Origin of the sequence: Aeromicrobium marinum DSM 15272 (genome assembly GCF_000160775.2) — a bacterium.
GTDB classification, from domain to species: Bacteria; Actinomycetota; Actinomycetes; order Propionibacteriales; family Nocardioidaceae; genus Aeromicrobium; species Aeromicrobium marinum.
Window position 1 is genome coordinate 1,529,484 of record NZ_CM001024.1, and the last position, 26,959, is coordinate 1,556,442.

Here is a 26,959-nt window from a genome sequence, read left to right on the forward strand (position 1 = left end):
TACGGGGTGGCCCCGGATAGGGTGGGGCCGTGACCGACGACTCCTCCACCCCCGCCGCCAAGGGCCGACCGACCCCCAGCCGCAAGGAGGCCGAGGCGGCGCGCAGGGCTCAGATGAAGCAGCCACTGACCCGCAAGGAGAAGATGCTGCGCGAACGCCGCGCCCGCGAGGAGCTGCGCACCAAGCAGCGCGAGGCGCTCCGCAGCGGCGCGGGCGACCACCTCCCGCGGCGTGACCGCGGTCCCGTCAAGGCCTTCGTCCGTGACTACGTCGACCGGCGCTGGAACGTGGCCGAGTACCTGCTGCCCCTGCTGGTCCTCATCCTGCTCATCAACTTCGTCAACACCCCGTGGGCCGTCAGCGCCGTCGCGTTCCTGTGGGCCTTCGCCGTCCTCGGCACGGTCGTCGACGAGATCGTCCTGCTCCGCGGCATGAAGAAGGCGCTGAGGGAGCGGTTCCCCGAGACCCCCCACAAGGGTGCGGTGTCCTACGCGGTGCTGCGCTCGTCCCAGCTGCGCCGCTTCCGCCTGCCGAAGGTCGCGATCGCCCGCGGCGGGGAGTTCAAGGCGCGCTACTGAGGGCGCTCGCCCCGGCTCAGGACGGGTGCAGCGACATCGGTCCGTAGACCTCGGTGTCGCCGTCGAAGAGTCGTACCTGGTCGACGCCCTCCTCGACGAGGTCACCGAAGGTCTCCCCGACCCACGACTCGGCGTCGCCGCGGTTCTCGAACTCCGGTGAGCGACCACCGGTCGGCGTCCCGTCGGCGGTCTCGTAGGTCCAGCTCCAGCCCATGGTTCAGCTCTCCTTGGTCGACGACTCGACGAATGGCGGTGCCACCACCGTGAAGGGTTCCTGCCGGGTCCGCACCTCGACCCCCACCGAGGCGCCCACCTCGACGCCCGGTTCCAGCAGCGCCAGGGCGACACCCTGACGCAGCGTCGGCGAGAAGGTGCCCGACGTGACCTCACCGACCACCGCACCGTCGCCGTTACGGACGACCATGCCGGGCCGCGGGATGCCGCGACCCTGGGCCAGCAGCCCGCGCAGCGTGCGCACCGTCTTCTCCTCCCGCTGACGCTGCAGGGCCTCACGACCCCAGAACCGCGGTTTGGACCAGCCGACCGCCCACCCTGCGCGCGCCATGACCGGGCTGATCTCGGCCGACAGCTCGTGACCGTGGAGGGGGTAGCCCATCTCGGTCCGCAGGGTGTCGCGGGCTCCGAGACCGCAGGCGCGGATGCCGTGCGGCCGGCCGGCCGCCAGGACGGCGTCCCAGACGTCGACGGCGGCGTCGGTCGGCACCACCAGCTCGTAGCCGCGCTCACCGGTGTACCCCGTGCGACACACCGTGACGTCGTGGCCGGCGATCCGCGCGTCGGCGAACGACATGTAGGCGTGATCGGTCGGCAGACCGAGCGCCGAGACCACCTCGTCGCTGAGCGTGCCCTGCACCGCGAGCACGGCGAAGTCACGGTGCTGGTCGACGACCTCGACCCCCTCCGGCGCCTCGGCCCGGAGTCGGGCCACCACCTCGGCGGTGTTCGCGGCGTTGGGGATCAGGAAGACCTCGAACGGGCTGCGCAGGTAGGCGATCAGGTCGTCGACGGTGCCGCCGTCGTCGGCGCAGCACAAGGTGTACTGGGCCTGACCGGGACCGATGCGCCCGAGGTCGTTGGTGAGGCACTCGTTCACGAAGTCCGCGGCGCCGGTGCCCCGCACGACGGCCTTGCCGAGGTGACTGACGTCGAACAGTCCCACCCCACCGCGGACGGCCGCGTGCTCGGCCAGGACCCCACCGTCCCCGCCGGGCCCGGAGTAGTCCAGCGGCATGCTCCAGCCGCCGAACTCGGCGAACTTCGCGCCCAGGGCGACGTGTCGGTCGTGCAGCGGCGAGTGCAGCAGATCCATGCGGGTCAACCTAGCGGCCGCGACTACAGTGGCCGACATGCCCACCGCCTCATCCACGTCCGCGCACCGCGCCCCCCGGGCCGGGTCGACGACCCCCCTCCCCCCGGTCACCCTCAGCACCGCCAAGCCCGAGACGGCCAAGGCCGACGTACTGGTGCTGGGCATCCGGGGGGACGACGACCGGCAGGGCTTCGCCGACGTGCTGGAGACCATGGGCTTCACCGGCGAGACCGACCAGGTCGTCAGCTTTCCCGCCGGGGACCTGGCCACGGCCGCGGTCGTCGTCGCCGTGGCGCTGCCGGCCGAGCCCACCGCGGCGCAGCTGCGAGCAGCGGCCGCCCGCGGGATCAGGGCCGCTCGCCGCGGCTCGGTCGCCGTGGCGCTGCACCCGGCCGGTGTCGACGAGGCCGTCGCGATCGCCGAGGGCGTCCGGCTCGGTTGCTACCGGTTCGAGGCCTACCGCACCCGCGCGGCGGATGCGGCCGAGAAGCCGAGGGTCACCTCCGCCGTCGTCCTGACGCCGTTCGCGCGGCAGAGCAGCGCCCAGCGCGCGCTCGAGGACGCCCTGATGGTGACCGAGTCCGTGGCCCGGGCCCGGGACTGGACCAACACGCCGCCCGGCGACCTGCGGCCCGCCGACTTCGCCGAGTCGATCACCGAGTTCGCCGGCGACCACGTCAAGGTGGCGGTGTGGGACGAGAAGCGTCTGGCCAAGGAGCGGTGCGGCGGCATCCTGGGCGTCGGACGGGGATCGGATGCTCCACCGCGCCTGGTGACGCTGTCGTACGAGCCCAAGGACGCGACCGGCCACCTGGCCCTGGTGGGCAAGGGGATCACGTTCGACTCCGGGGGCCTGTCCATCAAGACCGGCGCCGGGATGGCGACGATGAAGATCGACATGTCGGGTGCGGCCTCGGTCGTCGCCGCGACCGTCGCCATCGCCCGGTTGGGTCTGCCCCTGAGGGTCACGGCGTACGCCTGCCTGGCCGAGAACATGCCGAGCGGCTCCGCCACCCGCCCCGGTGACGTCCTCACGATCCGCAACGGCACCACGATCGAGGTCCTGAACACCGACGCCGAGGGTCGGATCGTCCTGGCCGACGGGCTGAGTCTGGCCGCCGAGACCGGGCCCGACCACATCGTCGACGTCGCCACCTTGACCGGTGCGTGCGTGGTGGCCCTCGGCCAGCGGACCGCCGGCGTGCTCGGCAACGACGACGCGCTCACCGACGCCGTCCTGCTCGCCGCGCGGAACGCCGGCGAGCCGATGTGGCCGCTGCCCATCGCCGAGGAGATGCGGGCCACGGTGCGGTCGTCGTCGATCGCCGACCTGCGGCAGCACAACCCCAAGCCGTCCGGCGGGACCCTGTTCGCCGCGGCCTTCCTGCGCGAGTTCGTCGGCGACACCTCCTGGGCGCACCTCGACATCGCGGGACCGTCGTTCAACGAGGGGTCCGCGTACGACGAGATCCCCGTCGGCGGGACCGGATTCTCGGTGCGGACCCTCGTGCGGCTCGCCGCACACCTCGCGGAGCGGTGACACCGGACTCGGACTCCGCCGCGGTGCTGTGGTCGGCCTACACCGCGGCCCACCCCGAGCACGCCGGCGACCTGCCGGTCGTGGAGTGCTTCGGTGACTCCCCCGCCCTGGCGGACGAGCTCCTGGCGCTCGTCGTCGAGGGCCGCAAGCGGGCCACGGCGGGCACGGTGGAACACGACGGCGACGCGGTGGTGCAGGGCGGGCACTGGATCGTCACCGACGGCGCGGGGACGGCTCAGGCCGTGCTGCGCACGACCGAGGTCCGGCACGGCCCGCTCGTCAGCGTCGACGAGGCGTTCGCGTGGGACGAGGGTGAGGGTGACCGGTCGCGGGACGACTGGCTGCGCGGCCACCGCGCCTACTTCCGCCGGACCCTCGGACGCGACGACGTCGACGACCTCCCCACGGTCTTCGAACGCTTCACCGTCGTCTGGCCGCCCGGGATAGCCGACTGACGGCGGACCTGCCGGCTCAGTCGGTGAGGTCGAGCGTGCGCGCGGCGTCCTCCACCTTGTCCCACATCGAACGGTCGCCTCCGCGACGGTCCGGGTGGGCCTTGCCGCGGGCCTGACGCAGCAACGTCACCAGGTCGTCGCGGTCGTGGGCGTCGGGCAGCGGATCGGCCCCGGCGATCATCTCCAGGGTCATGACGGCCGCCGACTGCCGCGGGTCGAGCCGTGCCGCCGGGGCGGGGTTGGCGACGGGGCGCGAGCCACCCGCCTGCGGCCCACCGCGGCGCTGGCGCTGGTCGAACTCGCGCATCCGCTGCGGGATGCCGACCCGGTTGGTGTCGTAGACCGGGATCTTCTCCTTGCGGGCGAAATCGGCGGCAGCCTGGGCCGAGGCGATCCGTCGCCGGGTCCACTCCCCGTCACCGGCCACGAGCAGCAGGGTCGTCTGCGTGACCGACGTGGCGGGCTCGACGAACGCCTCGACTCCCGCGCGGCTGGCGATGAACTCCCGCAGGTGGTCCAGATCGGCACGGTTGGCGTGCCGGTCCGACACGGCGGCTCCTCCGGCCGTGCGTGTGGCCCTGCGGCGACTCCACCAATTCATGCGCCCAGTGTGCCCGATGGCCTCACACCCCGCTGGCACCCGGCTCGACACGAGTGACAAGATGGAAAGAGGGCACCGCTGCGGGTGCCGACGTCGGCTAGCAATCAGGTGTGGAGGAATCGTGGCGGAAGCCCCGAACGGCCCAGGTACGTACGACATCGTGATCCTCGGCGGCGGGAGCGGCGGCTACGCCTGCGCCCTGCGCGCGGTGCAGCTGGGCAAGAGCGTCGCGCTGGTCGAGAAGGGCAAGCTGGGCGGCACGTGCCTGCACACCGGCTGCATCCCCACCAAGGCGTTGCTGCACTCCGCCGAGATCGCCGACAACGCCCGCGAGAGCGAGAGCTACGGCGTCAGGGCCTCCCTCGAGGGAATCGACATGGCCGGGGTCAACGCCTACAAGGACGGCATCGTCGAGCGGCTCTACAAGGGTCTGCAGGGTCTGATCAAGTCCGGCGGCATCACGGTCGTCGAGGGCGAGGGCAGGCTCGTCGAGACCACGAAGGGCGGCGGCGGCACCGTCGAGGTGAACGGCGAGCGGTACACCGGCACGAACGTCGTGCTGGCCACCGGCTCGGTCTCCCGCACCCTGGGCCTGGACATCGGCGGCCGCATCGTCACCAGCTCCGAGGCGCTCACCATGAGCGAGGTGCCCGAGAAGGTCGTCATCATCGGCGGCAGCGTCATCGGGGTGGAGTTCGCCAGCGTCTGGAAGTCCTTCGGCGCCGACGTCACCATCATCGAGGGCCTGCCCAGCCTCGTGCCGCTGGAGGACCCCTCGCTGTCCAAGCAGCTGGAGCGGGCGTTCCGCAAGCGCAAGATCAACTTCAAGACCGGCGTGAAGTTCGAGTCGGTCAAGCAGACCGACACCGGCGTCACCGTCACGCTCGAGAACGGCGACACGATCGACACCGACCTGGTGCTCGTGGCCGTCGGCCGCGGCCCCAACTCCGCCGGCATGGGCTACGAGGAGGCCGGCGTCACCGTCGACCGCGGCTGGGTCCCGACCGACGAGCGTCTGCGCACCAACGTCGACGGCATCTTCGCCGTCGGTGACCTGGTGCCGGGCCTGCAACTGGCGCACCGCGGCTTCGCCCACGGCATCTTCGTGGCCGAGGAGATCGCCGGGCTCAAGCCCCAGCCGGTCATCGACTCCGGCATCCCCCGCGTCACGTACTGCGAGCCCGAGATCGCCTCGGTCGGGATCACCGAGCCGCAGGCCAAGGAGAAGTACGGCGACGACGGCGTCGAGGTCGTGGAGTACAACCTCGGCGGCAACGGCAAGTCCCAGATCCTCGGCACCGCCGGCAGCATCAAGCTCGTGCGGGAGAAGGACGGCCCCATCGTCGGTGTCCACATGATCGGCTCGCGCTACGGCGAGCAGGTCGGCGAAGCCTCGCTGATCGTCAACTGGGAGGCCTACCCCGAGGACGTCGCCCAGCTCCTGCACGCCCACCCCACCCAGAACGAGGCCCTCGGCGAGGCCGCCCTCGCGCTGGCCGGCAAGCCCCTGCACTCCCACGCCTGAGCACTCCCACGCCTGAGACACCGACCTCCAGAGGACATCATGGCCACGACCGTCACCCTTCCCGCTCTCGGCGAGTCCGTCACCGAGGGCACCGTCACCCAGTGGCTCAAGGCCGTCGGCGACACCGTCGCCGTCGACGAGCCGCTGCTGGAGATCTCGACCGACAAGGTCGACACCGAGATCCCCTCGCCGGTCGCCGGCGTGCTGCTGGAGATCAAGGCCGAGGAGGACGAGACGGTCGAGGTCGGCGCCGTGCTGGCCGTGATCGGTGAGGAGGGCGAGGAGGCGTCCGACGACGCCCCGGCCACCGAGGCGCCGGCTCCCGAGGAGCCCGCCGAGCCGCAGGAGGCCGACGTCGAGGAGGCCGAGGAGACCGAACCCGAGCCGGCTGCACAGGACGAGGAGCCCGAGCCGGAGGAGCAGGAAGCACCGGCCGCCGAGACGTCCGAGCCGTCCGGCGGGGGCGAGGGCACGGCCGTCACCCTGCCGGCCCTGGGCGAGTCCGTCACCGAGGGCACCGTCACCCAGTGGCTCAAGGCCGTGGGCGACGAGGTCGCGGTCGACGAGCCGCTGCTGGAGATCTCGACCGACAAGGTCGACACCGAGATCCCCTCCCCCGTCGCCGGCACCCTGCTGGAGATCAAGGTCGCCGAGGACGAGACCGTCGAGGTCGGCGCCGAGCTGGCCGTGATCGGCACCGCCGGTTCGGCCCCTGCCGACCCGCCGCCGGCCCCCCCGAAGGAGGAGCCTGCCTCGAAGGCCGAGCCCGAGAAGGCGGAGCCCGAGCCGCAGAAGCAGCCGGAGCCGGAGCCGCAGAAGCAGCCCGAGAAGGCTCCTGAGCCCGCAGCGAAGACCCCTGACGCCGGCGACGACGACGACGACGAGACCTCGTACGTCACGCCGATCGTGCGCAAGCTCGCGAAGCAGCACGACGTCGACCTCTCCACCGTCACCGGGACCGGCGTCGGTGGGCGCATCCGCAAGTCGGACGTGCTGGAGGCCGCCGAGAAGAGCAAGGCGCCTGCCGCGAGCTCCGCACCTGACCAGCCGTCGGCGCCGGCCTCGGCCGACCCCTCCCCGCTGCGCGGCAAGACCGAGAAGATCACGCGGCTGCGGCGCACGATCGCGACCCGGATGGTGGAGTCGCTGCAGTCGTCGGCGCAGCTGACGCAGGTGCACGAGGTCGACGTCACCGAGATCGCCCGCCTGCGAGCCCGGCACAAGGACGCCTTCGCCGAGCGGGAGGGTGTCAAGCTCACCTTCCTGCCGTTCTTCGCGAAGGCCGCCGTCGAGGCCCTCAAGGCCTACCCGCAGCTCAACTCCGCCCTCGACCTCGAGGCCGGCACCGTCACCTACCCCGACGGCGAGCACCTGTCGATCGCGGTCGACACCGAGCGGGGACTGCTGGCCCCCACGATCCGCGACGCCGGAGACCTGTCCATCGCCGGCCTGGCCCGCAAGATCGCCGACGTGGCCGAGCGGACCCGCACGAACAAGATCACCCCGGACGAGCTGTCCGGCGGCACCTTCTCGATCACCAACCTCGGCAGCAACGGCGCCCTGTTCGACACCCCGATCATCAACCAGCCGCAGGCGGCGATCCTGGGGGTCGGCACCGTCGTCAAGCGACCCGTGGTCATCAGCGACCCGGCCGGTGGCGACAGCATCGCCGTGCGCAGCATGGTCTACCTGGCGCTGACGTACGACCACCGGATCGTCGACGGGGCCGACGCAGGCCGCTTCCTCACCGCGGTCAAGTCGCGTCTGCAGGGCGGGTCGTTCGAGTCCGAGCTGGGGTCCTGAGCACGTGACCGACCAGCCGTTGCGCGTCGTCATCGGAGGAGCCTCCGGGTTCCTCGGCACCGCTCTGGTGGAGGAGTTCCGCAGCCGCGGGCACGCCGTCACCCGCCTGGTGCGGTCGCAGGTTCCGGCCGGCGACGCGTCGGTCTGGGATCCCGCCGCCGGCAAGGTCGACCAGCGGATCATCGACGACGCCGACGTCGTGGTGAACCTGTCCGGGTCCTCCATCCAGAAGTGGCCCCGCACCAAGGGTCGTGAGAAGGAGATCCTCGACTCCCGGATCGGTGCCACGCGGACCCTCGCCACGGCCGTGGCCCGGTCCCGCACTCCCGCGGTCCTGCTGTCGGGGTCGGGCATGTCGTACTACGGCGTGGATCGTGGCGACGAGCGGCTCGACGAGTCGGCCTCGCCGGGACCGGGGTTCCTGCCCGAGGTCACCCACGCATGGGAGGCGGCGGCCGCTCCGGCGGTCGAGGCCGGCGCCCGTGTCTGCTACCTGCGGACGTCGATCGTGCTCGACGAGTCCGGCGGGGCGCTGAAGCTGATGGCGATCCCGTTCCGGCGGTACGGCGGCGCCAAGCTGGGCTCGGGCGAGCAGTACTTCTCGAACATCTCCCGCACCGACTGGGTCCGGGCGGTGGCCCACCTGGCCGAGACCGACAGCGTGTCCGGGCCGGTCAACCTGGCCACGGCCGCACCGGTCACCAACGCGGAGTTCACCCGTGCGCTGGCCGACGCCGTCGGCACGAAGGCGTTCCTGACGGCCCCGGCCTTCGTGCTGCGGGCGGCGCTCGGCGGCCTGGCCGACGACCTCCTCGGTTCGTTGCGGCTGGAACCGGCCGCGCTCGCGCAGTCGGGCTTCCGCTTCAGTGCCCCCGACATCGAGTCGACCCTGGCCCAGGCCCTGACGTAGGCCCCGTCGGTCCCGTCAGGCGACGCCGGCGATGCGCCAGCGCCCGTCCACCTGCTCCAGGTCGATCGTGCGGCGCGACGGCAGGTCACGCGGCAGCCGGACGGCTGTCCCGTCGTCCCCGCGCACCCGGGTGGGGCCCAGTCGGTCGACGACGTCGAGCCGGGCGGACGTGTCGTCGCTGGTCAGCACGACGCACCCCAGCAGCGCCATGGACGACCCCCTCAGCAGCCAGCCGCGATCGCGGTACTGCTCGAGCAGTGTCAGGTCGGCCGCCGCTGCCCGGGGATCGGCGTAGACCCGGGTGAGGGCCGCCGGGTCGGTGGACACGAGCGCGCGGGTGCGCTCGAGGTCCAGCGCCACCAGCTCGGTGCAGGGTGGCCCTCCGACAGCGGCGGATACCAGCGACACGATCCACGCGGCGATCCCCCAGACGTCCATGCCGCCATCGTGGGGGGTCCCGATCGCCACGACCAGGGCCCCGTCCACAGGCCCTCCGGGCTGCCCGGCAGCCGCGCCCGACGCCCCGCCCGGCGCCACCAGCGGGCGTAGGCTGGCGGCATGAGCCGCGTGGAGATCCTCGACGACTGGTACGGCCCCGACGCTCTCGACTACGAGCAGGCGTGGCAGCTGCAACGCAGGATGCTGACCGACCGGGCCGACGACCGCATCGGTGACACCGTGCTGTTCCTGGAGCATCCCCCGGTGTACACCGCCGGCCGCCGCACCGAGCCGCACGAGCGTCCGCTCGACGGCACACCGGTCGTCGACGTCGACCGGGGCGGCAAGATCACTTTCCACGGGCCGGGCCAGCTGGTCGGCTACCCGATCACCCGGCTGCCCTCGCACGTGCTGGTGGTCGACTACGTCCGGCGGGTCGAGGAGGCCCTCATCCGGGCGACGGCGGACCTCGGCGTCGCGACCGGGCGGGTCGCCGGCCGGTCAGGCGTGTGGTTGGCGGCCGGCGCGGGACGCCCGGAGCGCAAGGTCGCCGCGATCGGCATCAGGGTGTCGCGTGGCGTGACCATGCACGGGTTCAGCCTGAACGCCGACGTCGACCTCGGGTGGTACGAGCGTTTCGTGCCGTGCGGCATCGCCGACGCCGGGGTCACGACCCTCAGCGTCGAGCTGGGACGCACCGTGACGGTGCCCGAGGCTGCCGCAGCGGTGCGGCCGCACCTGCTGGAGCTGCTGGCCTGGGACGACTACACCCCGTCGCCGGACCTGGCGACCGCCGCCGCGACACCCGCGATCGGGCTCCGCACCCTCTCCTGACCCGGTGGCGGTAGGTGAGCAACCGAACCTCCGCGGTGGCGGTAGGTGAGCAACCGAATCGAGCCCTCGAACGGTTGCTCACCCACCGCCGCACCGTGCGAGAGGTTGCTCACCCACCGCCACGGGTCAGTCGGCCGACATCCTGAGGGCGTCGCGGTAGGAGATCTTGTCGCCGGTCCTCAGCAGCGTGCGCTCGTAGACCCGCGCCCCCAGCCGGATGAGCAGGACGGTGGCCACGACGGTGCCACCGACGGCCACGCCGGTCTGCCACAGCGGAACGGCCTCGGTCGCCATGCGGGCGGGCATGATCATCGACGACACGACCGGCGCCATCGACATCACCTGCTGCACCAGGTCGTTGCCGAAGAAGAAGGCGAAGTAGGGGATGAACAGCAGCGCCTGCGCCGGTGCCGTCGTCGACTGCAGGTCCTGCTGGCGCGACGCCAACGCCCCCGCCACGGCCCACAGGCTGGCCAGTGCCATGAACCCCAGCACGAAGAACACCACGTACCAGCCGATCGCCGGTCCGAGTCGGCCGAAGTCGACGTCGAGCCCCGAGACGGCCAGCCCCACGGCTCCGGCCGCGGCGAACAGGACGACCTGACCGACCGCCAGGACGGTGTTGCCGAGGATCTTGCCCCACAGCAGCTGCCTCATCGGCACCGTCGCCGCGAGGATCTCCACGACGCGGCTCTCCTTCTCCTGCGTGACGCTGCCGGCGATCATCATGCCGGAGCCGATCGCGACGATGAAGAACAAGATGATGAACACGAACGCGGCGGCCTGACCGAGGCCGTCGTCGGTGTCGTCGGCCTCGAGCAGGCGTTGGGACACCTCGGTGCCCTGCTGCAGGGCGGTCAGGTCGACGTCCAGCGTGTCGGCGTTGCCCTGCAGGACCGCCGAGCTGGCAGCGGTCCGCAGCGGACCGTCGATCTCGGCCGGGACCCCGTCCTCGCCCACGATCTCGAACCCGTCGGCCGTGTCGAGCAGGGCCGCGTCGGCGTCACCGTCACGCACCGCCCGCTCCGCGGCCTCGGGGTCGGCGACCTCCAGCACGTCGATGCTCAGGCGGTCGTTGCCCGACCGGCCGATCTGTTCCGCGGACTCGACCACGCTGACCGCAGACGCATCGACCACCGCGACGGTGTTGTCCTGAGGACGGTCGGAGAAGTAGCCGGCGGCGATGATGCCGACGAGGACCAGCAGGACCGACACCGCGGTCGTGATCACGAACGACTTCTGCCGGATCCTGGTGCGGACCTCGTTGTCGGCGACGATGCGCCAGGCGCCGGTCGTCCGCGCGGACGGCGCGGGGGTGGTGGTGTTCATCGGGTGACCTCGCGGAAGATCTCGGACAACGGTGGGCGGGCGCGGGCGATCTCGACCACGGGACCGTGGTCGACCACCAGGCGCGAGAGGGCAGCGGCGTCGATCCCGTCGAGGTCGACCAGGGCGACCGGGCCGTCGACGTCCAGGACCTGCAGGCCCTGCACGTCGCGCAGCCAGGCCGCGTCGGCGCCCTGCATCTCGATGCGGTACCGGTCGGCGCCGCGGCTGCGCAGGTCCTCGACCGGTCCTGCGGCGACGACCCGACCTGCCGACAGGATGACCAGGTCGTCGCACAGCCGCTCCACCAGGTCGAGCTGGTGACTGGAGAACAGCAGCGGCAGCCCGGCGGCCTCACGCGTCAGCAGGTCGACCATGGAGTCGACCGCGACGGGATCCAGTCCGCTGAACGGCTCGTCGAGCACCAGGGCCCTCGGCTCGTGGACGAGGGCCGCGGCGATCTGGACGCGCTGCTGGTTGCCCAGCGACAACGCGTCCAGGATGTCGTCGGCACGGTCCACCAGCGAGAAGTGCGAGAGCAGCTCCTCGGTGCGAGCGGAGGCCTGGGCACGCGAGAGCCCGTGCAACCGGGCGAAGTACACCAGCTGCTCGGCGATCGGTGCGCGCGGGTACAGACCGCGCTCCTCCGGCATGTACCCGAAGCTGCGGCGGACCTCCGCGGTGATCGGGTCGCCGTTCCAGAGCACCGTGCCGGCGCTGGGGGCGAGCACCCCCATGATCATGCGCATCGTGGTGGTCTTCCCCGCACCGTTGGCCCCGACGAATCCGGTGGTCCGGCCGGGCTGGACTGAAAAGCTCACGTCGTCGACGACGGTGGTGTCACCGTAGGTCCGCGTGAGGTTCTGGACGTCGATCATGGCTCCACGCTAGGCAGCGGGAGGGCTTCGACGCATCGGCCGACGGGACCCGACCGGCCTCATCCGGAGGGATGAGACCGGGTCCGACCTCAGTCCATCAGGCCGTTCTCGAACGCCAGGATGACGGCCTGGACCCGGTCCCGGACCTCGAGCTTGGCCAGGATGTGCGACACGTGCGACTTCACGGTGGCGGCGCTGACGTACAGCTCGCCCGCGATCTCGGCATTGCTGTGACCACGGGCGAGCAGGACCAGCACGTCACGCTCCCGCTCGGTCAGCTCGTCGAGCCGGCCGTCGGCCTCGGGGGCCGCACGCGACGTCGACCGCGCGATGACCCGCTGGGTCACTTCCGGCGCCAGCAACGAGTGGCCCTCGGCCGCGAGCCGGATCGCCTGCACGAGGTCGTCCGGGGGGCAGTTCTTCAGCAGGAAGCCGCTGGCACCGGCCTGCAGCGCGGCGAACAGGTGCGCGTCGTCGTCGAAGGTCGTGAGGATGAGGACCTTCGGCGCCCCGCCGGCCGCGACGATCTGCTCGGTGGCCGAGATGCCGTCCGTGCCCGGCATCTGCACGTCCATCAGGACGACGTCGGGCGCCAGCTCGGCGACACGCTGCACCGCCTCCGCCCCGTCGCGTGCCTCCCCCACCACCTCGATGTCGCTCTCGGTGGCCAGGATCATCGAGAACCCCGTGCGGACGAGCTCCTGGTCGTCCACCAGCAGCACCCGCACCGGATCGGTCATGACTCCTCCTCCACCGGGACGCGGACCCGCACGCGGAACCCGCCCCGGGGCCGCGGGCCGATCTCGACCTCGCCCGCGTGCATCGCCGCCCGTTCGCGGATGCCGGTGAGACCGAAGCCCCCCGAGGTCGTCGGAGCCGCGGCGCCGCGCCCGTCGTCGAGGATCTCGACCTCGACGTGACGGTGGCCGGGGTCCCCACCGAACCGGGTCGTCACGGCGATCGCCCGGGCACTGCTGTGCCGTCGGGCGTTGGCGATCGCCTCCTGGGCGACCCGGAACAGCGAGACCGCCACCGTGGCCGGGACCTCGAACGGGGTCCCGACCTGCTCATGGGTCACCACCGGGGCGCCGGCCGGGTCGGCCAGACCCGCGATGTCGGCCAGGCCCGGTTGCGGACCACGGTCGGGTCCGCCCTGGTCGTCGTCGCGCAACAGTCCGACCAGCTGGTGCATCTGGTTGACGGCCTCACGGGACGACCGCTCGATGGTGACGAGTGCCCGCTGGGCCACCTCGGGGCTGTTCGCCAGGCTGCGCGCCGCCCCCGAGGCGTGGATGCCGATGCCGCTGATGTGGTGGGCCACGACGTCGTGCAGGTCGCGGGCGATCCGTACCCGCTCGGTCTGCACGGCCCGTCGGCGCTCGGACTCGCGCAGCTCCCGCTCGCGCCGGATCTGCTCCTCGACGATGCTGCGCCTCCGAGCGCTCAGCCACGAGGCGTGGCCCCACGCGATCGCTCCCCCGAAGTACACGGCGTTGATGACCAGGGAGTAGATGATCAGGGCGGCGGCCGGCGTGAACAGCCCGGTCGTCGGCTGGTCGGGGAACGTGTCGGGCCGGGAGAAGACGATCGCGAGCCACACGAACATGGCCACCACGACGGCGACGGTCGTCACGACGAGCTCGCGGGTGCGGCGTGACCAGGCCCAGGCCGAGTAGAGCGAGGCGAAGAAGGTCATCTGCAGGGTGAAGATGCCGACCATGCTCTCGAACCGTTCGCCGATCACCACGAAGATGACGGCCTGCAGGGCCAGCGTGGTCAAGGGGTAGCGGCGGCGGCCGGCCAGCACGATCCCGGCGAGGACGAACCACAGGTGCGCCTCCACGCCGCGCCAGCCGAGATCGGCGTCGTACGCGCTGCGCCAGATCTCGACCGACAGCACGCCGAGCGCCGCGGCGACGACCGCGATGACGGCGTCGTTGCGCAGCTGCCCCGGTGTCGGAGCCGGTCGGGTCCAGTCGCGGTCCACCGAGATCACACCCGAGAGCCTACGTTGACCGGTCGGCGTAGGGTGGGAGGGTGAGCATCGCCCCTGACGGACGCAAGATGTTGCGGCTCGAGGTCCGCAACGCGGAGACGCCGATCGAGAAGAAGCCGGCGTGGATCAAGACGCGCGCGAAGATGGGCCCGGAGTACAACGAGCTGATGCAGCTGGTGAAGTCCGAGGGTCTGCACACGGTGTGCCAGGAGGCGGGCTGTCCCAACATCTTCGAGTGTTGGGAGGACCGCGAGGCCACCTTCCTCATCGGCGGCGAGCAGTGCACCCGCCGGTGCGACTTCTGCCAGATCGACACCGGCAAGCCGCAACCGCTGGACCGTGACGAGCCCCGCCGGGTCGCCGAGTCGGTAAGGGCGATGCAGCTGCGCTACTCCACGATCACCGGTGTGGCCCGCGACGACCTGCCCGACGGCGGTGCCTGGCTCTACGCCGAGACCGTGCGACAGATCCACGAGCTCAACCCCGACACCGGGGTGGAGAACCTCATCCCCGACTTCAACGGCGTCCCCGAGCTGCTCACCGAGGTGTTCGAGTCCCGCCCCGAGGTCCTGGCCCACAACCTGGAGACCGTGCCGCGGATCTTCAAGCGCATCCGCCCGGCCTTCCGGTACGAGCGCTCGCTCGACGTCCTCACCCAGGCCCGCGACTTCGGCCTGGTCACGAAGAGCAACCTGATCCTGGGCATGGGTGAGACCCGCGAGGAGGTCTCCGAGGCGCTGGTCGACCTGCACGACGCCGGCTGCGACCTCATCACCATCACGCAGTACCTGCGCCCGTCCAAGCGCCATCACCCGGTGGAACGGTGGGTCAAGCCCGAGGAGTTCGTCGAGCTGGCCGACGAGGCCGCCGCCATCGGCTTCGCCGGCGTCATGTCCGGTCCCCTGGTCCGCTCCTCCTACCGGGCCGGCCGCCTCTACCAGCAGGCTCTCGACGCCCGCGCCGCCGCCGCAGCCGGCTGACTCCCCCTCACCTAGACTGACCCGCATGTCTGCAGGTACCCCCGAAGCACCCACCGGCCGCATCGCCCAGATGCGGCAGGCCTACACGATCACCAAGCGCACCGACCGCACGATCGGGTTGCGCCTGCTGTTCTGGTTCCTGCTCGTCGGCGGCATCGCCGCCACGGTCAACCTGGTGCTGTTCGGTCCGTCCATCATCGGCATCCCGCTGGCCGTGCTGTTCGGTCTGCTGTCGGGCACCCTGGCCGCCCTGATCGTGTTCGGGCGGCGGGCCGAGAAGGCCGCCTATGCGCAGGTCGAGGGACAGACCGGCGCGGCTGCGAGCGCGCTGCAGATGCTGCGCAAGGGCTGGAACGTCAAGCCTGCCGTGGCGTTCACCAAGCAGCAGGACATCGTGCACCGTGTGGTCGGACGGCCCGGCGTCATCCTGGTCGGCGAGGGCAACCCCCACCGGGTGCGGCAGCTGCTGGCCGCCGAGAAGCGCAAGCACGCGCGGATCGTCGGGGACGACATCCCGGTGCTCGACCTGGTGGTCGGCAACGAGGAGGGCCAGATCCCCCTCACCAAGCTCAACCGGCACGTGCAGAAGATGAAGAAGACCATCAAGCCGGCCGCGCAGACCTCGGTCATCAACAAGCTGAAGGCCCTCGACGCCATGCGTCCGGCCGCCCCCATGCCGCGCGGCCCCGTGCCGACGAGCATGAAGGGCGCCCGCAAGATGATGCGCGGCTGACCGGGCCCTACCGCTGACGCGGGACGTGGATGACCCGCGAGCGGGCGGCGAGGTCGTGCAGGCCGCGCTTGTCCTCGGTCATCACCACGGCGGGCAGCACGGTCAGCAGCAGTGCCGTGCGCAGCAGCGCGCGGGGGACGCCGATCGGCGCGGAGTCAGGTCCTTCCACCCCGAGCCGCATGACGCGCTTGCCGATCGAGACGCCGATGAGCCCGGTGAGCACGCCGACCTCGACCAGGAACACCGCCGAGATGACCAGGTTCTCGGTGATCTCGGGCGGGTAGCCGACCCCGAAGAGGAGGGCGGCGGTCAACGCGGCGACGGCCCAGTCGATGACCAGCGCCAGGAGACGACGTCCCAAGGTGGCTTCCTGCATGCGTCGACCCTAGTGCGGCACCACCGGGCCGCTCGCCGAGGGACTTGTAACATGACCGAAACAAACCGGTGACGGTCGGGAAACTGCTCGTGCCTAGGTTCGAACCGTGCGGGAACGACGCGTCCCGCTTCGCCTATCCGACGAACTGCGCCGCGCTGCGGCCGAGGAGGACCCATGTTCGGCAATGCCGACGAGCTGTTCAAGTTCATCAAGGACGAGGGTGTCGAGTACGTCGACGTCCGCTTCACCGACCTCCCGGGCATCCAGCAGCAGGTGACGCTGCCGGCCTCGACCTTCGACGCGTCGATGGTCGAGAACGGTGTGGCGTTCGACGGCTCGTCCATCCGCGGGTTCCAGACCATCGACCAGTCCGACATGGTGCTGTACCCGGACATCAAGACCGCGTACGTCGACCCCTTCAAGCGTCGCAAGACCCTGGCGCTCGACTTCTTCGTGCACGACCCGATCACCGGTGAGGCCTACTCGCGCGACCCGCGCAACGTGGCCCGCAAGGCCGAGGCGTACCTGGCCACCACCGGCATCGGCGACACCGCCTTCTTCGCGCCCGAGGCCGAGTTCTACATCTTCGACCGGGTCAACTACGGCACCAGCGCCAACAAGTCCTTCTACGAGATCCAGTCGACCGAGGCCGCCTGGTCGACCGGCGACTCCCTCGACGACAACCGTGGCTACCAGGTCCGCTACAAGGGCGGGTACTTCCCCGTCGCGCCGACCGACAAGACCGCCGACCTGCGCAACGACATGATGAGCAACCTCGCCTCGGTGGGCCTGGAGCTGGAGCGCGGCCACCACGAGGTCGGCACCGCCGGTCAGGCCGAGATCAACTACAAGTTCGACACGCTGCTCAAGGCCGCGGACGACGTCATGAAGTTCAAGTACATCGTGCGCAACACCGCGTGGGCGAACGACAAGACCGTCACCTTCATGCCGAAGCCGATCTTCGGTGACAACGGCTCGGGCATGCACGTGCACCAGTCGATCTGGAACGACGGCAAGCCGCTGTTCTACGACGAGGCCGGCTACGGCGGCCTGTCGGACCTGGCCCGCCACTACATCGGCGGCATCCTCAAGCACGCCCCGTCGCTGCTGGCGTTCACCAACCCCTCGGTGAACTCCTACCACCGTCTGGTGCCGGGCTTCGAGGCCCCGATCGCGCTGGTCTACTCGGCCCGCAACCGCTCGGCCTGTGTCCGCATCCCGATCACGGGCGCGAACCCCAAGGCCAAGCGCATCGAGTTCCGCTGCCCCGACCCGTCGGCCAACCCGTACCTGGCGTTCAGCGCCCTGCTGCTGGCCGGTCTGGACGGCATCAAGAACAAGATCGAGCCGCCGGCCCCGATCGACAAGAACATCTACGAGCTGCCGCCGGAGGAGTACGAGGCCATCGACATGGTCCCGACCTCGCTCAACGCGGTGCTCGACTCGCTCGAGGCCGACCACGAGTTCCTGACGGCCGGTGACGTGTTCACGCCCGACCTGATCGAGACGTGGATCGACTACAAGCGCACCGAGGAGATCCTGCCCGTGCAGCTGCGCCCGCACCCGCACGAGTTCGAGCTGTACTACGACATCTGATCCGCCCCCGGTGGTTGAGGTGCGAGGGCGCCCCTGCGCCCGAGCCTCGAAACCACCGCCTACCAGCATGACGCCCCCGTCGACCTCGGTCGGCGGGGGCGTTCTGCGTCGGGCAACTGCCGGGCTGCCATGCCACTGGTGTGCTCGACTCACCCTCGTAAGGCGACGACCTCCGACACGGCAGGAGAGTGCGGCTCAGTTAACCCGTGGCGACCGCGACGACAGCCGTGGTGAGCGTGGCAACAGCCATCACCAAGGTCATCCAGGCCAGCCGGAACGTAGCCGCGGCGACTCGCTCCGACTGTTCGGCCGCTCTCATGGCAGCCTCCGCTGAACCGACAGCTGCCGAGGCGGCTCTTCCGGATTCTGATGCCGCATGCTCTGCCGCAAGCATCGCCTTGGCTTCCATGATGACTTGTACCGTCTGAAAGTCCGGTTGCCGTCGGTTGACGAAGTAGCCCTGGATCAGCGCCTTCTCGTCCATCTCCCAAAGCGTTTCCACGAAGGACTTCCCGCTCTCGCTATTCACGCGGTCACGCTATTACCGGACTGGGTCAGTCCTTGTCAGAACCGTTGATGCAGCTCGTCTCGCTCCCGGCGAAGACCGGTCGCGACCAAGTTCGCTGGGCGCCATCTGAGGCTTCGTGGCATCGTCAGCATGACGAAAGCTCGAATCCCCGGGTTCACTGGCGTCCGAAGCTGAGACGGCTGAACGGCATACGCACAATCGACCGGCCAGTTGGGCTGGTGTCGATGTCCGCGTCTGCACCACTCGCTCGAACTAGAGTGACGGCTGTGATCACGGGAGAGTTGAAGAGCACGATCGACCGCGTCTGGGACGCCTTCTGGTCGGGCGGCATCAGCAACCCGCTGGAGGTCATCGAGCAGATCACATACCTACTCTTCATCCGCCGCCTCGACGACGTCCAGACGCTGGCCGAGAGCAAGGCCCGGGTCACCGGCGGAGAGGTCGAGAACCCGGTGTTCCTGCCCGGCCAGGCACACCTGCGGTGGGGCCAGTTCAAGAACACCTCCCCCGAGGTGATGCACCGCACCATCGCTGACGACGTCTTCCCGTTCTTGCGTGGCCTTGGTGACAGCAGCACCTACAGCGAGCACATGAAGGACGCCCGCTTCACGATCCCCACGCCGGCGCTGCTGTCGAAGGTCGTCGACATGCTCGACGACATCCCGATGGCCGACCGCGACACCAACGGCGACCTGTACGAGTACTTGCTGTCGAAGATCGCGTCTGCCGGCGTCAACGGCCAGTTCCGCACACCGCGCCACATCATCGACCTGATGGTGCGCATGACGGCGCCTCAACCGCGTGACGAAGTCTGCGATCCGGCCTGTGGAACTGGCGGCTTCCTCGTCGCCGCGAGCGAGTACGTGCGGGAGACCCACGCCGACGCCCTGCTCGACGCCAACCAACGCCAGCACTTCCATCACTCGATGTTCCACGGCTACGACTTCGACTCCACCATGTTGCGCATCGGAAGCATGAACATGCTGATGCACGGCGTCGAGTCCCCCGACATCCGGTACCGCGACTCCCTCTCCGAGGGGGCCGCCGGTGACACCGAGAAGTACACGCTCATCCTCGCCAACCCACCCTTCGCCGGCTCGCTCGACTACGAGGCCACCGCCAAGGACCTCCAGCGCGTCGTGAAGACGAAGAAGACCGAACTGCTCTTCCTTGCGCTGTTCCTCAAGCTACTCAAGCCGGGCGGTCGCGCAGCCGTCGTGGTGCCCGACGGAGTGCTGTTCGGGTCCAGCAAGGCCCACAAAGAGCTCCGCCGGATCATGGTCGAGGAGCAAAAACTCGACGCCGTCGTGAAGCTCCCGTCCGGCGTCTTCCGCCCCTACGCTGGCGTATCGACCGCGATCCTGTTCTTTACCAAGACCAACTCCGGTGGCACTGACGACGTCTGGTTCTACGACGTCCGCGCCGACGGCTTCTCCCTCGACGACAAGCGCAACTCGGTCGAGGCCGACGACCTCCCGGACGTGCTGACACGATGGCAGAACCTTGCGGAGGAGGACGACCGCGCTCGCACCGAGCAGTCCTTCCTCGTCCCGAAGGCCGACATCGTCGCCCAGGACTACGACCTCTCCCTCAACCGTCACAAGGAGATCGTCCACGACGAGATCGAGCACCGTGCCCCGCTCGAGATCATCGCCGACATCGAGATCCTCGAAGACGAGATCGCCAGAGGCCTAAGTGAGTTGAAGGCGATGTTGTCATGACCTCCATCGGGGACCTTCTGGTCGAGTTCAAGGAACAGCCGGGCAAAGGCGACGAGCCGACGGTACTGACTCTGACCGAGCGCAATGGCTTTGTGCGTCAAGCTGATCGGTTCAGCAAGCGACTCGCCACGGAGGACGTCAGCAAGTACAAGGTCGTACGTCGCAACGAAATCGCGTTCAATCCATATCTGCTTTGGGCAGGTGCGGTTGCGCAGAACACGATCGTCGACGAGGGAATCATCAGCCCGCTCTATCCGACGTTCAGGGTGCGTGATGGCCACGACCCTCGGTATGTTGCGCGGCTGCTACTCACGCCGCAGCTCATCGGCGCCTACGACGGAATAGCGTTCGGCTCTGTCCCGCGTCGGCGCCGCTCATCTGTCCACGACTTCCTCAACCTCCCATTGGCGAACGTTCCGCCCCTCCCCGAGCAGCGCCGCATCGCCGCGATCCTCGACCACGCCGACGCCCTCCGCGCCAAGCGCCGTCAGGCCCTCTCACACCTCAACTTCCTCACCCAGTCGATCTTCAGCGAAATGTTCACTCGCGAACCGCACCCAGTTGTCGCTCTTGGAGACATCGCGCGCATTAGGGGCGGAAAGCGACTGCCGAAGGGAGCGTCGTATGCCATCGGTCCTACGCACCACCCGTACGTCAGGGTCACCGACCTTCGTGGCGGCGCAATTCAATCAAGCAACTTGTGCTTCCTGACTCCGGAGGTCCAGCGACAGATCGCCCGGTACACCATCGACGAAGGCGACGTGATCATCTCAATCGCTGGCTCAATCGGATTGACGGCTGCGGTCCCGGCGACCCTCGCGGGGGCCAACCTCACCGAGAACGCCGCGAAGATCGTGCCCAAAGATGGGCAGGCCTACATCGGGTCTTGGCTGGCTCGTATGCTCCAGAGCCGTTCGCTTCAGGACCAGATCGCAGGGAAGGTCGGCCAGGTGACTATCGGCAAGCTGGCGCTATTTCGAATCGAGCAGCTCGAAGTCCCGTTGCCCCCGCGCGCGCTGCAGGAGGAGTTCGTTGAGCGAGCTGCGCGCGTCGAGGCCGTGACCGCCGTTGCTCGACAGGAATCCGCCGCCGAAGACCTCTTATTCGCTTCCCTCCAATCCCGTGCCTTCCGAGGGGAGCTGTGAGCGATGGCCGTTGAGATGAGGATGTGGCGGATCGACGGCGATGAGCCGAAGCCGCTGGCGACGTCTGCGCTCCCCGCAGAGAAGGACCTGCACGAATTCTTGAAGCGCGACCCGTCACTTCTCGGCGAGCGCTTGCTGGTCATCGGCAGCGAGGTGATCACGCCGTATGGGTCACGTCTCGACCTGCTCGCGATCGATGTCGACGGCAATCTCAATCTGTTGGAACTCAAGCGCGACAAGACACCGCGCGAGGTCGTGGCTCAGGTGCTCGACTACGGCTCGTGGGCTTCGACATTGTCACGCGACGAAGTTCTTGACATCGCCACCAAGCATCTCGACCAGCCGTTCGAGGCTGCGTTCGAAGACGTCTTCGGAAGCGCGCCGCCTGACGAGCTCAACGGAGAACTCAGCCTCACCATCGTGGCTGCCGAGCTCGACTCCAGCTCGGAGCGCATCGTCAACTACCTCCGCGACTTCGGCGTCCCGGTCAACGCCGTCTTCTTCTCCTACCTCGAGGACGACAACCGTCGCTATCTCGCCAGGTCGTGGCTAGCCGGGTCCGACGAGGAGACGGCCGCCGCTCCGAAGGGCAGCAAGAAGAGCAAGCGGGCGCCATGGAATCAGATCGATTGGTATGTCTCGTACGGCGCAGGTCGCAACTGGGCCGACGCCCGACGGTTCAACTTCATCTCCGCCGGTGGTGGCCGGTTCTACAGCAAGACGCTGCGCTCGCTCCCAGAGGGCGCGCGAGTTTGGGTCCACCTGCCCGGCACCGGCTTCGTCGCTGTTGGCAAGACGCTGGCACCCGCACGCCGATGGGCAGAAGCCCTGGTGAAGGTCGACGAGAACTGGGTGAACCTGGCCGAGCAGGATCTTTTCGGCGCACCGCACGCAGACTTCGACTCCGTCGACGATGACATGGCCGAGTGGGTCGTTCCCGTTGAGTGGGTGGATGCACGTCCCGAGACGGAGGCCTATTGGGAAAAGGGCCTGTTCGCCAGCCAGCACAGCGCCTGCAAGCTCCGCCAGGAGTTCACCCTCGAACGTCTGGCCGACCACTTCAACATCGACGACGGTGAGTGATCGACCGCCATGGGGAACTTCGACTTCGTCCGCCTGACACTGCCGTCCCTGCATGACGACTGCGCTCGGGCTGAGTCGTATCTGTCATCTGACCCGCGGTCCGCGTGCTTCTACAGCCGCCGCGTGGTCGAGGAACTGGTCGGCTACCTCTACGACGTACTCTCCCTGTCGATTCCCTACCGCAACGACCTGGCCGCGAAGATCAGCGACCCGGCCTTCAAGGCAAGGGTGCCGCAAGGCATCACGCAGAAGCTGACGGCGATCCGCCGCATCGCCAACACGGCCGTGCACGAGAACCGGCAGATCCGGCCCGACGTGTCGCTGGCGGTGCTGCGTGAGCTGTTCAACGTCGTCGTATGGACGTCCTACCACCACTCACCGCAGCCGAATCTGGTGCCGCTGCAAGCACAGTTCGACCCTGCCCTCGCCGCCCAGGCTGCACCGTTGTCCCGCGAGGAGGTCGGCCGGCTGGCGGCGAAGTTCAAGGCCCAGGATGAGGCCCACGCCCGCGAACTGGCCGAGAAGGACGACCGGCTGGCGGCCCACGAGGCCGAGATCGCCCGCCTCAAGGACCAGATCGCCGAGGCCCAGGCGGCGGTCGGCCCCGACACTCGCGACTACGACGAGGCCGGCGCCCGAGACCTGTTCATCGACGTGCTCCTGCACGAGGCCGGTTGGACGCTCGACCAGACCCGCGACCGCGAGTACGAGGTCACGGGCATGCCCAACGCGGAGGGGCGAGGGTTCGTCGACTACGTGCTCTGGGGTGCCGACGGTCTGCCGCTGGCGGTGGTCGAGGCCAAGCGCACGTCGAAGTCCCCCGAGGTCGGGCAGCAACAGGCCAAGCTGTACGCCGACTGCTTGGAGAGGCAGTTCGGTCGTCGTCCGGTGATCTTCTTCACCAACGGCTACGAGCATCGGATGTGGGACGACGCTGCCGGCTACCCGCCCCGTGAGACCCAGGGCTTCTACACCCGCGACGAACTGGAGCTGCTGGTGCAGCGCCGTCAGACCAAGTTGCCCCTGTCCTCGGCGCAGGCAAACACCGACATTGCCGGCCGGCCGTACCAGGTGCGGGCGATCAAGGCCGTGGGTGATGCGTTCGACCGCAAGCAGCGCGAAGCCCTGTTGGTGATGGCGACCGGTTCAGGCAAGACGCGCACCACCATCGCGCTTGTCGACCTGCTGCAGAAGGCCAACTGGGTCAAGCGGGTGCTCTTCCTCGCTGACCGCACCGCCCTGGTGAACCAGGCGGCGAATGCGTTCAAGGAGCACCTGCCGGGCTCGACCACGGTCAATCTCGTGACGGAGAAGGCCGTCGACGGGCGGGTCTACGTCTCGACCTATCCCACGATGATGGGTCTCATCAACGAGGTCGACGGAGGGCTGCGCCGGTTCGGTCCGGGGTACTTCGACCTCATCGTGATCGACGAGGCCCACCGATCCGTGTACGCGAAGTACGGGGCGATCTTCGACTACTTCGACTCCCTGCTCGTCGGACTGACCGCCACACCGAAGGATGAAGTCGACCACAACACCTACCGACTGTTCCACCTCGAGGACGGCGTCCCCACCGACCACTACACCCTCGACGAGGCCGTCGAGTCGGGCTACCTCGTTCCGCCGAAGGGCATCAGTGTCGGCACCCAGTTCCTGCGCTCGGGCATCCGATACGACGACCTCACCGAGGACGAAAAGGACCAGTGGGACACCCTCGACTGGGGTGAGGACGGCCCGCCCGACGAGGTCGGCGCCGAAGAGCTCAACCGCTTCCTCTTCAACGAGGACACCGTCGACAAGGTTCTCGAGACGCTCATGGTGCGGGGCCACAAGGTCGCCGGTGGCGACCGCCTGGGGAAGACGATCGTCTTCGCCAAGAGCCAGAAGCACGCCGAGTTCATCGAGAAGCGCTTCAACCTGGCCTATCCCGAGCTCGCCGGCCACTTCGCCCGGGTCGTCACCCACGCCAACCCGTACGCACAGTCGCTCATCGACGACTTCTCGATCAAGGACAATGCACCGCACCTCGCGATCAGCGTCGACATGCTCGACACGGGCATCGACGTGCCCGAGGTCGTGAACCTCGTCTTCTTCAAGATGGTGCGATCGAAGTCCAAGTTCTGGCAGATGATCGGCCGCGGCACCCGGGTGTGTCCGGGCCTGTTCGGACCCGGCAAGGAGAAGCAGGACTTCTTTGTCTTCGACTTCTGCGGCAACCTCGACTACTTCAGCCAGGACCTGCCGGGCTCGCAGGGACAGGTGCAGAAGTCACTCTCCCAGCGGCTGTTCGAGGCCCGGGTCGGTCTGGTGCGGGCGCTGGACCAGGACGAGCCGGATCTACGCAACTCGACTGCCGCGACCCTGCGGGAGGTTGTGGCCGGCATGAACCTCGACAACTTCGTCGTGCGACCGCATCGACGGGCGGTCGAGCGGTTCGCCACCGCCGAGACATGGCAGACGCTGGGTCCGGAGGACTCCGAAGCGTTGTCCTCACTCGCCGGGCTGCCGTCCGCGGTGCGCGACGCCGACGAGGATGCGAAGCGGTTCGACCTGCTGATCCTGCGCCGCCAACTCGCCCAGCTCGACGGAGACCTCATCCTGGCCGAGCGCCTGCGAGAGACTGCACAGCACATCGCCGCTGCACTGCTGGGAAAGACGACGATCCCCTCGGTCGCGGAGCAGGCCGCTCTGTTGGAGTCGGTCGCCGGTGACGAGTGGTGGATCGACGTCACCCTGCCGATGCTGGAACTCGCCCGACTGCGGCTGCGTGGCCTGGTCCAGTTCGTCGAGAAGACGTCCCGCAACCCGATCTACACCGACTTCGAGGACATCCTCAGCGAGGGGATCGATATCGTGCTGCCCGGGGTCACACCCGGCACGAATTTCGAGCGGTTCCGTGCCAAGGCCGAGGCGTATCTGCGCGAGCACCTGGAAAACCTCGCCCTCCAGCGGCTACGCCGCAATAGGCAGCTCACGTCCGACGACCTCACCGAGCTGGAGCAGATGCTCGTCGCTTCCGGCGGCCAACAGGTCGACATCGCCTGGGCCGCCGAACAGGGCGGCGGGCTCGGCCTGTTCGTTCGCCATCTCGTCGGCCTCGACCGCGCCTCGGCAATGGAAGCGTTCGAGAACTACCTCGACAGCACCAGGTTCTCAGCCAACCAGATCCGCTTCGTCAACCTCATCGTCGACGAGCTCACCAAGAACGGTGTGATGGAGCCGGCTCGGCTCTTCGAGTCGCCCTACACCGACCACGCCCCCACCGGCCCGGACTACTTCTTCTCTGAGGCCGACGTAGACGTCATTGTGGAAACGCTTCACCACATTTCTTCGACGGCCGTTCCCGAGGAGGTCGCGTGACCCGTCTGTTCGAGCGCGGCGAGCTCCGCTTGTTCCTCCAGGGTCTCCTCGAAGACGCTGCCGGAAGGATTGACAAGCTTCCCGAACACGAGGTTCTGAGCCGTTCCACAGGCGACCTTCTCGACCAGTTCTCTCGACTGGCCACCGTGGAAGCGCCCACGATCACCGAGGGTCCGGTCGACGGAGGGGTTTCTGAAACATCGTCGAAGGTTCGCGACCAATGGGGTCGCGATCGGACCTACACCGTCCGTGGCTTCACGATTAGTGCCACGTTCGACTTCACTGGGGACGCACGATTGTTCTACTACCGCCCGAACACTCATCTGATGAAGCGGTTCGAAGCCTCCCTCGGGGCCGGATCGATCACTGTGAGATCGGGTCAGACGGCAAGCGACATCGGGCCGGAGAAGGCGAAGGCCGCGATCGACGGCGCCATTGGTCCCATCCGAACTGAACTGGAGCACGTTCGGGCCGATGTCGACGCGCACAATAGTCAGGTCGCGGAGCGGTTGCGGCCCGTCATTGATCGTCGCAAGAAGCTGCTGCAGGAGCGACGCAATCTCGCCGGCGCCTTGGGATTCTCGATCGCGAAGCGGCCTGACGCACCGCGGCCAGTGCCGCTGTCGAGGAAACAGGTTGGGGCCGCCCGCACCAACCGATCGATGCCACCATATGCCGACGAGCCCGCACTCACGGCTGAGCAGTATGAGGACGTCATCAGAGTCGTCCAGTCCACCCTGCTCGCTATGGAGCGCACGCCTTCCGTTGCTTCTGGCAAGGGCGAAGAGGAACTTCGGGACCAGATCCTAGTCCAGCTGAACGGAACCTTCGAGGGTGGCGCCACTGGCGAGACGTTTGTTCAATCAGGCAAGACCGACATCCTCGTGCAGGATGGCGAACGCCACGTCTTCGTCGGCGAGTGCAAGTGGTGGACCGGCGCCAAAGAGTGCGGCAAAGCGATTGACCAACTCCTGGGCTACCTGCCGTGGCGCGACGAGAAGGCTGCGCTGATTCTCTTCATCGACCGGAAGAACGCCTCAGCCGTTCTGGAAAAGGCCGAACAGTCTGTCAGGGAGCATCCCGCCTTCAAGCGCGTTGGCACCGCTTCCACCGAGCCCGCTGCTCGCCGAAACTACATTCTCGGTCACCCCGACGACCCCGACCGCGAGATCCGCCTCGCAGTGCTGTTCGCAGTGCTCCCGGAGGGTGCTTGAACCCCCGC

25 protein-coding genes are annotated in these 26,959 nt (G+C 68.8%); 15 read left to right on the plus strand and 10 right to left on the minus strand.

Translation table 11 applies throughout. From position 1 onward, the window contains the following. Positions 1–29 precede the first annotated feature (29 nt). Positions 30–578 (plus strand): DUF3043 domain-containing protein, encoded by a 549-nt coding sequence (locus HMPREF0063_RS07815; RefSeq protein ID WP_007078124.1) that lies wholly within the window; start codon positions 30–32, stop codon positions 576–578. Between the two features lie 16 nt (positions 579–594). Here HMPREF0063_RS07815 and HMPREF0063_RS07820 read toward each other — a convergent pair whose 3' ends face one another. Next, complete coding sequence (locus HMPREF0063_RS07820) at positions 595–792, minus strand: hypothetical protein (RefSeq protein ID WP_007078125.1); 198 nt, start codon at positions 790–792, stop codon at positions 595–597. A gap of 3 nt (positions 793–795) precedes the next feature. Beyond that, positions 796–1,908 carry a glycine cleavage system aminomethyltransferase GcvT gene (gene gcvT, locus HMPREF0063_RS07825; RefSeq protein WP_040320184.1) on the minus strand — a complete coding sequence of 371 codons (1,113 nt, stop codon included), beginning with the start codon at positions 1,906–1,908 and terminating at the stop codon, positions 796–798. A gap of 37 nt (positions 1,909–1,945) precedes the next feature. On the opposite strand from gcvT, the gene HMPREF0063_RS07830 reads away from it, so the two are divergent. Then, complete coding sequence (locus HMPREF0063_RS07830; protein WP_156794068.1) at positions 1,946–3,448, plus strand: leucyl aminopeptidase; 1,503 nt, start codon at positions 1,946–1,948, stop codon at positions 3,446–3,448. Beyond that, positions 3,445–3,903 (plus strand): ASCH domain-containing protein, encoded by a 459-nt coding sequence (locus HMPREF0063_RS07835; RefSeq protein WP_007078128.1) that lies wholly within the window; start codon positions 3,445–3,447, stop codon positions 3,901–3,903. The genes HMPREF0063_RS07830 and HMPREF0063_RS07835 overlap by 4 nt, the downstream gene beginning before the upstream one ends. A gap of 16 nt (positions 3,904–3,919) precedes the next feature. On the opposite strand, the gene HMPREF0063_RS16950 is transcribed toward HMPREF0063_RS07835, so the two are convergent. Further along, on the minus strand, positions 3,920–4,453 hold the full coding sequence (locus tag HMPREF0063_RS16950; RefSeq protein ID WP_007078129.1) for a hypothetical protein: 534 nt from the start codon (positions 4,451–4,453) through the stop codon (positions 3,920–3,922). 172 nt (positions 4,454–4,625) lie between these two features. On the opposite strand from HMPREF0063_RS16950, the gene lpdA reads away from it, so the two are divergent. Genes lpdA through HMPREF0063_RS07855 form a run of 3 tightly spaced genes read left to right on the plus strand, consistent with a single transcriptional unit; the run spans position 4,626 to position 8,742 of the window. Next, positions 4,626–6,029, plus strand: coding sequence for a dihydrolipoyl dehydrogenase (gene lpdA / locus HMPREF0063_RS07845; RefSeq protein WP_007078130.1), 1,404 nt, complete (start codon positions 4,626–4,628; stop codon positions 6,027–6,029). A 39-nt stretch (positions 6,030–6,068) separates the two neighbouring features. Beyond that, the gene (gene sucB, locus HMPREF0063_RS07850) at positions 6,069–7,832 is read left to right on the plus strand and encodes a 2-oxoglutarate dehydrogenase, E2 component, dihydrolipoamide succinyltransferase (protein WP_007078131.1); all 1,764 of its coding nucleotides are present in this window, start codon (positions 6,069–6,071) and stop codon (positions 7,830–7,832) included. Positions 7,833–7,836: 4 nt separating this feature from the next. After that, entirely contained in the window at positions 7,837–8,742 is a 906-nt protein-coding gene (locus tag HMPREF0063_RS07855; RefSeq protein ID WP_007078132.1) for a TIGR01777 family oxidoreductase, read from the plus strand. A 15-nt stretch (positions 8,743–8,757) separates the two neighbouring features. Here HMPREF0063_RS07855 and HMPREF0063_RS07860 read toward each other — a convergent pair whose 3' ends face one another. Beyond that, the gene (locus tag HMPREF0063_RS07860; RefSeq protein WP_156794069.1) at positions 8,758–9,180 is read right to left on the minus strand and encodes a hypothetical protein; all 423 of its coding nucleotides are present in this window, start codon (positions 9,178–9,180) and stop codon (positions 8,758–8,760) included. Between the two features lie 120 nt (positions 9,181–9,300). On the opposite strand from HMPREF0063_RS07860, the gene lipB reads away from it, so the two are divergent. Next, positions 9,301–10,014, plus strand: coding sequence for a lipoyl(octanoyl) transferase LipB (gene lipB / locus HMPREF0063_RS07865; protein ID WP_007078134.1), 714 nt, complete (start codon positions 9,301–9,303; stop codon positions 10,012–10,014). Positions 10,015–10,140: 126 nt separating this feature from the next. On the opposite strand, the gene HMPREF0063_RS07870 is transcribed toward lipB, so the two are convergent. The 4 genes from HMPREF0063_RS07870 to HMPREF0063_RS07885 form a co-directional block, all read right to left on the minus strand. Beyond that, positions 10,141–11,343 carry an ABC transporter permease gene (locus tag HMPREF0063_RS07870; protein WP_007078135.1) on the minus strand — a complete coding sequence of 401 codons (1,203 nt, stop codon included), beginning with the start codon at positions 11,341–11,343 and terminating at the stop codon, positions 10,141–10,143. Beyond that, entirely contained in the window at positions 11,340–12,218 is an 879-nt protein-coding gene (locus HMPREF0063_RS07875) for an ABC transporter ATP-binding protein (protein ID WP_007078136.1), read from the minus strand. Before HMPREF0063_RS07875 ends, HMPREF0063_RS07870 begins: the two co-directional genes overlap by 4 nt. An 89-nt stretch (positions 12,219–12,307) precedes the next feature. Next, positions 12,308–12,958 (minus strand): response regulator, encoded by a 651-nt coding sequence (locus tag HMPREF0063_RS07880; RefSeq protein ID WP_007078137.1) that lies wholly within the window; start codon positions 12,956–12,958, stop codon positions 12,308–12,310. Beyond that, a complete protein-coding gene (locus HMPREF0063_RS07885; protein ID WP_007078138.1) occupies positions 12,955–14,214 on the minus strand; it encodes a sensor histidine kinase in 1,260 nt (419 codons plus the stop codon). The genes HMPREF0063_RS07880 and HMPREF0063_RS07885 overlap by 4 nt, the downstream gene beginning before the upstream one ends. A 68-nt stretch (positions 14,215–14,282) precedes the next feature. On the opposite strand from HMPREF0063_RS07885, the gene lipA reads away from it, so the two are divergent. Further along, complete coding sequence (gene lipA / locus HMPREF0063_RS07890; protein WP_007078139.1) at positions 14,283–15,194, plus strand: lipoyl synthase; 912 nt, start codon at positions 14,283–14,285, stop codon at positions 15,192–15,194. A gap of 25 nt (positions 15,195–15,219) precedes the next feature. Next, positions 15,220–15,927, plus strand: coding sequence for a DUF4191 domain-containing protein (locus HMPREF0063_RS07895; protein ID WP_007078140.1), 708 nt, complete (start codon positions 15,220–15,222; stop codon positions 15,925–15,927). A 7-nt stretch (positions 15,928–15,934) separates the two neighbouring features. Here HMPREF0063_RS07895 and HMPREF0063_RS07900 read toward each other — a convergent pair whose 3' ends face one another. After that, positions 15,935–16,303, minus strand: a complete 369-nt coding sequence (locus HMPREF0063_RS07900) for an RDD family protein (protein ID WP_050760929.1) — start codon at positions 16,301–16,303, stop codon at positions 15,935–15,937. Positions 16,304–16,477: 174 nt separating this feature from the next. Here HMPREF0063_RS07900 and glnA point away from each other — a divergent pair, with 174 nt between their 5' ends. Next, positions 16,478–17,899 carry a type I glutamate--ammonia ligase gene (glnA, locus tag HMPREF0063_RS07905; protein ID WP_007078142.1) on the plus strand — a complete coding sequence of 474 codons (1,422 nt, stop codon included), beginning with the start codon at positions 16,478–16,480 and terminating at the stop codon, positions 17,897–17,899. Positions 17,900–18,098: 199 nt separating this feature from the next. Here glnA and HMPREF0063_RS07910 read toward each other — a convergent pair whose 3' ends face one another. After that, positions 18,099–18,428 carry a hypothetical protein gene (locus HMPREF0063_RS07910; RefSeq protein WP_007078143.1) on the minus strand — a complete coding sequence of 110 codons (330 nt, stop codon included), beginning with the start codon at positions 18,426–18,428 and terminating at the stop codon, positions 18,099–18,101. A gap of 266 nt (positions 18,429–18,694) precedes the next feature. On the opposite strand from HMPREF0063_RS07910, the gene HMPREF0063_RS07915 reads away from it, so the two are divergent. From HMPREF0063_RS07915 to HMPREF0063_RS07935, 5 genes are all read left to right on the plus strand, one after another. Then, a complete protein-coding gene (locus tag HMPREF0063_RS07915) occupies positions 18,695–20,149 on the plus strand; it encodes a type I restriction-modification system subunit M (protein ID WP_007078144.1) in 1,455 nt (484 codons plus the stop codon). Beyond that, complete coding sequence (locus HMPREF0063_RS07920) at positions 20,146–21,294, plus strand: restriction endonuclease subunit S (RefSeq protein WP_007078145.1); 1,149 nt, start codon at positions 20,146–20,148, stop codon at positions 21,292–21,294. Before HMPREF0063_RS07915 ends, HMPREF0063_RS07920 begins: the two co-directional genes overlap by 4 nt. Before the next feature lie 3 nt (positions 21,295–21,297). Further along, positions 21,298–22,377, plus strand: coding sequence for a PDDEXK family nuclease (locus tag HMPREF0063_RS07925; RefSeq protein ID WP_007078146.1), 1,080 nt, complete (start codon positions 21,298–21,300; stop codon positions 22,375–22,377). Between the two features lie 123 nt (positions 22,378–22,500). After that, the gene (locus HMPREF0063_RS07930; protein ID WP_245527695.1) at positions 22,501–25,737 is read left to right on the plus strand and encodes a DEAD/DEAH box helicase family protein; all 3,237 of its coding nucleotides are present in this window, start codon (positions 22,501–22,503) and stop codon (positions 25,735–25,737) included. Further along, positions 25,734–26,951: a hypothetical protein gene (locus tag HMPREF0063_RS07935; protein WP_007078148.1), complete on the plus strand. Its 1,218-nt coding sequence runs from the start codon at positions 25,734–25,736 to the stop codon at positions 26,949–26,951. Before HMPREF0063_RS07930 ends, HMPREF0063_RS07935 begins: the two co-directional genes overlap by 4 nt. Positions 26,952–26,959: the final 8 nt, after the last annotated feature.